This is a genomic window from Arthrobacter sp. Y3223164 (assembly GCF_059091005.1).
In genome coordinates this window covers 1-6,202 of sequence record NZ_JBNHGF010000155.1, presented here as the reverse complement: position 1 = coordinate 6,202, position 6,202 = coordinate 1, and the positions used below count along the sequence as shown (strand labels likewise).

At 67.8% G+C, this 6,202-nt stretch carries 5 protein-coding genes; 3 read left to right on the top strand and 2 right to left on the bottom strand.

Annotated features, from left to right (window positions below; genetic code table 11):
- On the top strand, positions 1-912 hold a 912-nt coding region (locus AC5RUJ_RS09395), incomplete at its 5' end, for an MFS transporter (RefSeq protein ID WP_494155791.1).
- Positions 913-937: 25 nt separating this feature from the next.
- On the top strand, positions 938-2,143 hold the full coding sequence (locus AC5RUJ_RS09390) for an alpha-hydroxy acid oxidase (protein ID WP_494013484.1): 1,206 nt from the start codon (positions 938-940) through the stop codon (positions 2,141-2,143).
- Positions 2,144-2,164: 21 nt separating this feature from the next.
- Here AC5RUJ_RS09390 and AC5RUJ_RS09385 read toward each other — a convergent pair whose 3' ends face one another.
- Both AC5RUJ_RS09385 and AC5RUJ_RS09380 read right to left on the bottom strand, forming a co-directional pair.
- Positions 2,165-3,523 carry a protein kinase domain-containing protein gene (locus AC5RUJ_RS09385; protein ID WP_494155790.1) on the bottom strand — a complete coding sequence of 453 codons (1,359 nt, stop codon included), beginning with the start codon at positions 3,521-3,523 and terminating at the stop codon, positions 2,165-2,167.
- 208 nt (positions 3,524-3,731) lie between these two features.
- Positions 3,732-4,709 carry a LysR family transcriptional regulator gene (locus tag AC5RUJ_RS09380; RefSeq protein ID WP_494127702.1) on the bottom strand — a complete coding sequence of 326 codons (978 nt, stop codon included), beginning with the start codon at positions 4,707-4,709 and terminating at the stop codon, positions 3,732-3,734.
- 73 nt (positions 4,710-4,782) lie between these two features.
- On the opposite strand from AC5RUJ_RS09380, the gene AC5RUJ_RS09375 reads away from it, so the two are divergent.
- On the top strand, positions 4,783-6,202 hold a 1,420-nt coding region (locus AC5RUJ_RS09375; RefSeq protein WP_494155789.1), incomplete at its 3' end, for an FAD-binding protein.

The following is a 6,202-nucleotide window of genomic DNA, read 5'->3' as shown; positions in this document are numbered from 1 at the left end:
GCGGGCGCCGAGCTCGCGGGGGCCATGACGCTCGTCGCCGAGTTCGCCCCCGCCAAACGGCGCGGCTACTTCACTGCCATCGTGCTGGCGACGCCACCCGCCGGCATCGCCCTCGCGACCGTCGCCTTCCTCTGGGCCTCTTCCGCAGGCGACGCCGCGCTGCTCGATTGGGCCTGGCGCATCCCGTTCCTCGCCTCCGCCGTCCTGTTCTTCGTGGCGCTGTTCATCCGCTCCAAACTCGAGGAGACGCCGGAATACCGCCAGGCGAGCGAGCACGCCGACGAGGCCCGCAAGCGCAAGCGGCCCGTGGTCGAACTCCTGCGCAAGGACCCGATGGCCGTGGTGATCGGGTTCTTCTCCATCACTGGCCACAATGCGCTGAACTACATCATGGCGGTGTTCGCGATCGGTTTCATGGCCTCCCCCGCCGTCGGGATGAGCCGTCCCGAGGCGCTGCTGGCCGTCACGATCGGATCGCTGGCGGGCGTGGTCGCGACACCCGCGGGCGGATGGGTTTCCGACCGCTTCGGAGCTGGCCGGATTCTCGCGATCGGTTCCGCGGCCGGCGCGCTGTTCGCGTTCCCGCTGTTCGCCGCCCTGGCGAGCGGGTCGGTCGCTGTTGCGACAGCCACGATCGGAGTGGGGTACGGCGTCGTCGTCGCGATGACCAGCGGCGCCCAGGGCGCATTCCTCACCAACCTTTTCCCGCCCGAGCGACGCTTCTCCGGCGTCGGGCTCGCGCGCGAACTCAATGGCGCGATCGTGGCGGGCCTGAGCCCCCTCATCGCAGGCGCGCTCATCGCCGCTGCGCAGGGCAGTACGTGGTCGGCGGCACTGTTCCTTGCGGCCTGCTGCGCGTCCTCGGTGATCGCTGTGCTGCTGGCCCGCGGCCGCGGCACCACCGCACCGTGATTTCCACAACCTTGGAGGTAGCACCATGAAGCGCAGATTCCCCCGTGTGAGCGAACTTCGCCCGCTGCTGAAGTTCGACCTGCCGACCCTGGATCGCCGGACTGCGCGGCTCGCGCACGCCGCGGATGTGTGGGATCTTCGCGCGATCGCACAGCGCCGCACGCCCACGGCCGCGTTCGACTACGTGGACGGCGCGGCCCAGCGGGAGCTCACGGCGAGACGCACGCGCGAGGCGTTCGACGCCGTCGAGCTTCTCCCCCGCATCCTGCACGGCACCGCGAACGTGGACCTCTCGACCTCGATCGCGGGCAGGACTTCATCGCTGCCGTTCGGGATTGCGCCGACCGGCTTTACCCGGCTCATGCACGCCGAAGGCGAGGACGGGGGCGCGGCTGCTGCCGCTGGGGCGGGCATCCCGTTCTCGCTGTCCACCATGGGCACGCGCTCGATCGAGGAGGTTGCCGCCACCGCCCCCGAATGCCGGCGCTGGTTCCAGTTGTACCTGTGGAAGGACCGGCAGAAATCGCTGGACCTCCTGCGCCGCGCGGAGGCCTCGGGCTTCGACACGCTGCTCGTCACCGTGGACACACCGGTCGCCGGGCAGCGTCTCCGGGACGCCCGAAACGGCATGACAATGCCGCCCAGACTCACGCTCAAGACCGTGCTCGATGCCTCTTACCGGCCCGAGTGGTGGTTCAACTTCCTCACCACCGACCCGCTCACGTTCGCGTCGCTGTCCGGGACCAGCCAGGACCTGCCCACGCTGATCAACTCGATGTTCGATCCGTCGCTCTCGATCGAGGACCTTGAATGGATCCGGTCGGAGTGGGGCGGGAAGCTGTTCGTCAAGGGCGTGCTGACGGCCGAGGACACGCGCCGTGCGCTCGACGCCGGAGCAGACGGACTCATCGTCTCAAACCACGGGGGGCGGCAACTCGACCGCGCGCCGGTCTCGCTCCGCGCGCTGCCCGAAGTGCGGGCCGAAGCCGGGGAAGGGGTGGAGATCATCCTCGATTCCGGCATCATGTCCGGGGCGGACATCGTCGCTGCGCTGTGCGCGGGCGCCGACTTCACCCTCATCGGGCGCGCCTACTTGTACGGGCTCATGGCCGGCGGGCGCGAGGGCGTCGAGCGGGTGATCACCCTGCTCGCGAAAGAGATCGAGGTGACAATGCAGCTCATCGGCGCAGCGACTATTGCGGACCTGAAACCACACCTGCTGCGCACCTAACCGGGCCTCGCCACGGAGTGCTCAGACCGCCACAGCGGCAGGGGGCGACTGGTACCGGCGGCTTTCCAAGCGCAGCTCCAAGTCGTCCATGACCAGGGCGGCCAAGTCCTCCAACGTCTGAGTATCTTCGTCGCTGAAGTCGCGCGCTTCGAAGTCCAGTACGCAGAGGGTGCCCAGGTTGAATCCGTCCCGGGTTCTCAGCGGGACGCCGGCATAAAACTTCAACCCGAAGTCGCTGGCCACCAGCGGGTTGGCAAACGCCCGGGGATCCGCGGGCGCATTATTGATGACCCAGGGTCCGTGCTGCAGGATGGCCGAGGCGCAGAGTCCGGGTTCCCGGTCGATCTGCTCGACGTCCAGGCCGTGGTGTGACTTGAACCAGATGCGATCGTGGTCCACCACGCTGACAATGGCAATCGGGGCGGCGAGAAGGCGGGAGGCCAGTGCGGTGATGCGGTCGTACGCTCCGTCCGGCGGGGTGTTCAGGATCTCGTAGCGTCGAACCGCTTCCATACGTTGATCTTCGTCTACGGGGATTATGGATGCGTCCACCCTGTGCCGGCCCCGGAGTGCGAGCCCCAAATCAGCCAATGCCAGTGCCACCTCCCGCCCCGTGGGCCGTTCCTCTGGTTCACGTGCCATCATGGCGGTCAGCAACCCTGCCCACTCCGGCCCGAATCCGGCGGGGACGTCCGGATCACGCAGCAGACGGGCAACAGCCGACTCCAGCGGCGGGCCGGGAAAGGCAGCCTGGCCGGTAAGGCATTCGAGCAGAACCAGGCCCAGCGAATAAATGTCGCTGGGCGGGCCTATCGGTTCGCCCCTCGCTTGCTCCGGGCTGAGGTAGGCAGCCGTCCCGTAGACCCCCGGAACATGGGCATCATCGGAAACCACCATGGCGACTCCGAAATCGGCGAGCTTGGCGCGCAGGCGCGACCCGTCGTCGTCGTAATTAAAGAGCATGATGTTGCCCGGTTTTACGTCGCGGTGGACGACCGAGGTGTTGTGGATGTAGGCCAGTCCCTCGGCCAATTCGCGGCCGATTTGGGCAACGTGGCGGGGCGGGAGGGCACCTTCGGCCAGCCGCACCCTCAGGTCGGCGCCTTCAATCAGTTCCATCACCAGATAAATTTGCGGATGTCCGGCTTCGATCTTGTCGATGCCTGCGTCCAGCAGGGTCACCAGATTCGGGTGGTTTAGCCGGGCCAAAAGCTTGATCTCGGCGTTGTCGCGGTGGAATTCTTCCTCGTTCATAGTGGGCCGCTGAATAACCTTGACGGCTACCTCCCGCCCCAAAACCTCATCTCGAGCCCGGTAAACCTTGGCGTTCGCTCCGGTACCTGCCAACTCCTTGAGCAGGTAGCGCCCGTCGAGCAGCATTCCGGATCGATCTAGATGAGGCGCCAACGTCTCCTGCTTCCCGGCTGCCTGTTTAACAGCACCCTTAGTATCCTACGGTGCAGCGGCGCCCCGCCGCGGCAGCGCTTGGGCTTTCTGCCCGCGTTCGGCCGCGTACGGAGCTTTGCCCGCGCCACCGGGCAGCAGAAGGAGTCCGTTGAGCGAGTCCGCTTTGCTGCCTGATGCGAGCTCATCCGCGACGCGGCGTCACGGTCACGAGTCGCGAGAGGTCGGTGCCTGGGGCGGCGAGTCGGTCCACGGCTTCGAAGACGAACTGTTGCATGGCAGCTGCCGCGGCCGAGGGCGGGACGTCGGTTCGCCGGGCCAAGTTCACGGTTCGGGTCAGGTGGGGGCTCACCAGGCGGGTGCTGTCCAGCGTGGGGCGGTCGATGACCACCATGGCCGGAACCACGGCCACTCCCAGCCCGCGTTCCACGAATCGGAGCACTGCGTCCATTTCGGCGCCCTCGACGGCGATCGTCGGGGTAAGTCCCGCAGCGGAGAAGGCCGCGTCGGTGGCCCCGCGCAGGTCGTAGCTGCGGTTGAACGCGACTTGGGGGATCTCCGCCAGCTCCGCCAGGGTGAGCTCGGCCCGGGTCGGGCTTTCGCCCGGTTGCTCCTTCCCGTGTCCTGGCATCGGGGAGCCCGCGGCTGAGATCACCACCAGTTCCTCGGAAAGCAGGGGGATCAGCTCGGTGCCGGCTACGGATGGTTCGGCCCCGCGGGTGACCATCAGGGCAAGGTCCAGGGCGTTCTCGTTCAGAGCGTCCACCAGGGAGCGCGAGCCGCCCTCCGTGATGTGCAGGTCCACTCCTGGATGCGCGGCCCGGAAGGCCGCCAGCACGTCGGCAACCAGTGAGACGCACAGGGTAGGCGGGGCGCCGAGCCGGACGTGGCCGCGCCGAAGCCCGGCCAGTTCGTCCATCTGTTCGCGGGCGAACCGCGCGTCACCCAGCATCCGCCGCGCGATGGGCAACAGCACCTCGCCTGCGTCGGTCAGTGTCACCCCGGCCGGTCCGCGGCGGAACAGCTTGGTGCCCAGGTCGGCCTCCAACGCGGCGATCTGCCGGCTCAGGGACGGTTGGGCGAGGAAGAGCTCCTCGGCGGCACGGGTGAAGTGGCCATTCCGGGCCACCGCCTCAAAGGAGGACAACTGCTCGAGTCTCATCATAGCCTTTTCACATCAGGTTTAGTCGAATAATGCATTGGACTCATCATACCTGCGTTCCTAGCATGGAGATATGACCCCAAAGCACGCCGCTGAGCGACTGTTGTCCACCTCTGTCCTCGTCATCGGCACCGGTGGTGCCGGACTGCGCGCCTCCATCGAACTGGCACAGCGCGGGGTCCAGGTGCTGGCGGTGGGCAAGCGGCGCAAGCACGACGCCCACACCACGCTGGCGGCCGGCGGCATCAATGCCGCGCTGGCCACCATGGATCCCGAGGACAGCTGGCAGCAGCATGCCGCCGACACCTTGCGCGAGTCCTATTTCCTGGCCGATCCGGCCATCGTGGAGACCGTGACGCGCAATGCCGCCGACGGCATCGAGGACCTGGAAAGGTGGGGGATGCCCTTCGCGCGGGAGGAAGACGGGCGGATTTCCCAGCGCTTCTTCGGCGCGCATAAGTACCGCCGTACTGCCTACGCCGGCGACTACACCGGCCTGGAGATCCAGCGCACCCTGATGCGCCGCGCGGCTGAACTGAACGTGCACATCATCGACAGCATCTACATCACCCGCCTGCTGGTGGCGGACGGTACCATCTTTGGCGCTTACGGGTTCGACGTCGTGGACGGCACGCCCGTGCAGATCCACGCCGACGCGGTGATCCTGGCCGCCGGCGGGCACACCCGCATCTGGCGCCACACCTCCTCCCGGCGGGACGAGAACACCGGCGACTCCTTCCGCCTGGCGGCCCTGGCCGGAGCCCGGATCCGGGACGCCGAGCTGGTCCAGTTCCACCCCTCCGGACTGCTGGAGCCCGACGACGCTGCCGGCACACTCGTCTCCGAGGCAGCACGCGGCGAAGGCGGCATCCTCACCAACGCGCTCGGCGAGCGCTACATGGAGCGCTACGATCCCGAACGCATGGAGCTGTCCACCCGCGACCGGGTGGCCCTGGCCGGGTATACCGAGATCGCCTCGGGCCGGGGGACGGAGAAGGGCGGGGTCTATCTGGACGTGTCCCATCTGCCGCGGGAGGTCATCCTGCAGAAGCTGCCCCGGGTCTACCGCACCTTGATCGACCTGCAGATGGTGGACATCACGACCACCAAGATGGAGATCGCCCCGACCGCTCACTACTCCATGGGCGGGGTCTGGGTGGCCCCGGAGGACCACGGCACCGGCGTGGACGGGCTGTACGCGATCGGCGAGGCGTCCTCGGGCCTGCATGGGGCGAACCGCCTGGGCGGGAACTCGCTGATCGAGCTGCTCGTCTACGGGCGCATCACCGGCGAGCACGCCGCAGAGTACGCGGCCTCCCGCACCAATGTTCGCCGGGACCCCTCCGCCGTCGAGTCGGCCCGCGCCGAGATGCAGGCCCTGCTCAGCGAGCGCGGGACGGAGTCAGCCCGGCGGCTGCAGCGCGAAGTGCGCAACCTGATGACCGAGCACGCCGGCGTCGTGCGCACCGGGCAGGGGCTGCAGGACGGCCTGC

Bases quoted from the DNA above. Each gene is read 5' to 3' on its own strand.
- AC5RUJ_RS09390 (WP_494013484.1), top strand. From the start codon at position 938: ATGAAGCGCAGATTCCCCCGTGTGAGCGAACTTCGCCCGCTGCTGAAG.
- AC5RUJ_RS09385 (WP_494155790.1), bottom strand. From the start codon at position 3,523: ATGCTGCTCGACGGGCGCTACCTGCTCAAGGAGTTGGCAGGTACCGGA.
- AC5RUJ_RS09380 (WP_494127702.1), bottom strand. From the start codon at position 4,709: ATGAGACTCGAGCAGTTGTCCTCCTTTGAGGCGGTGGCCCGGAATGGC.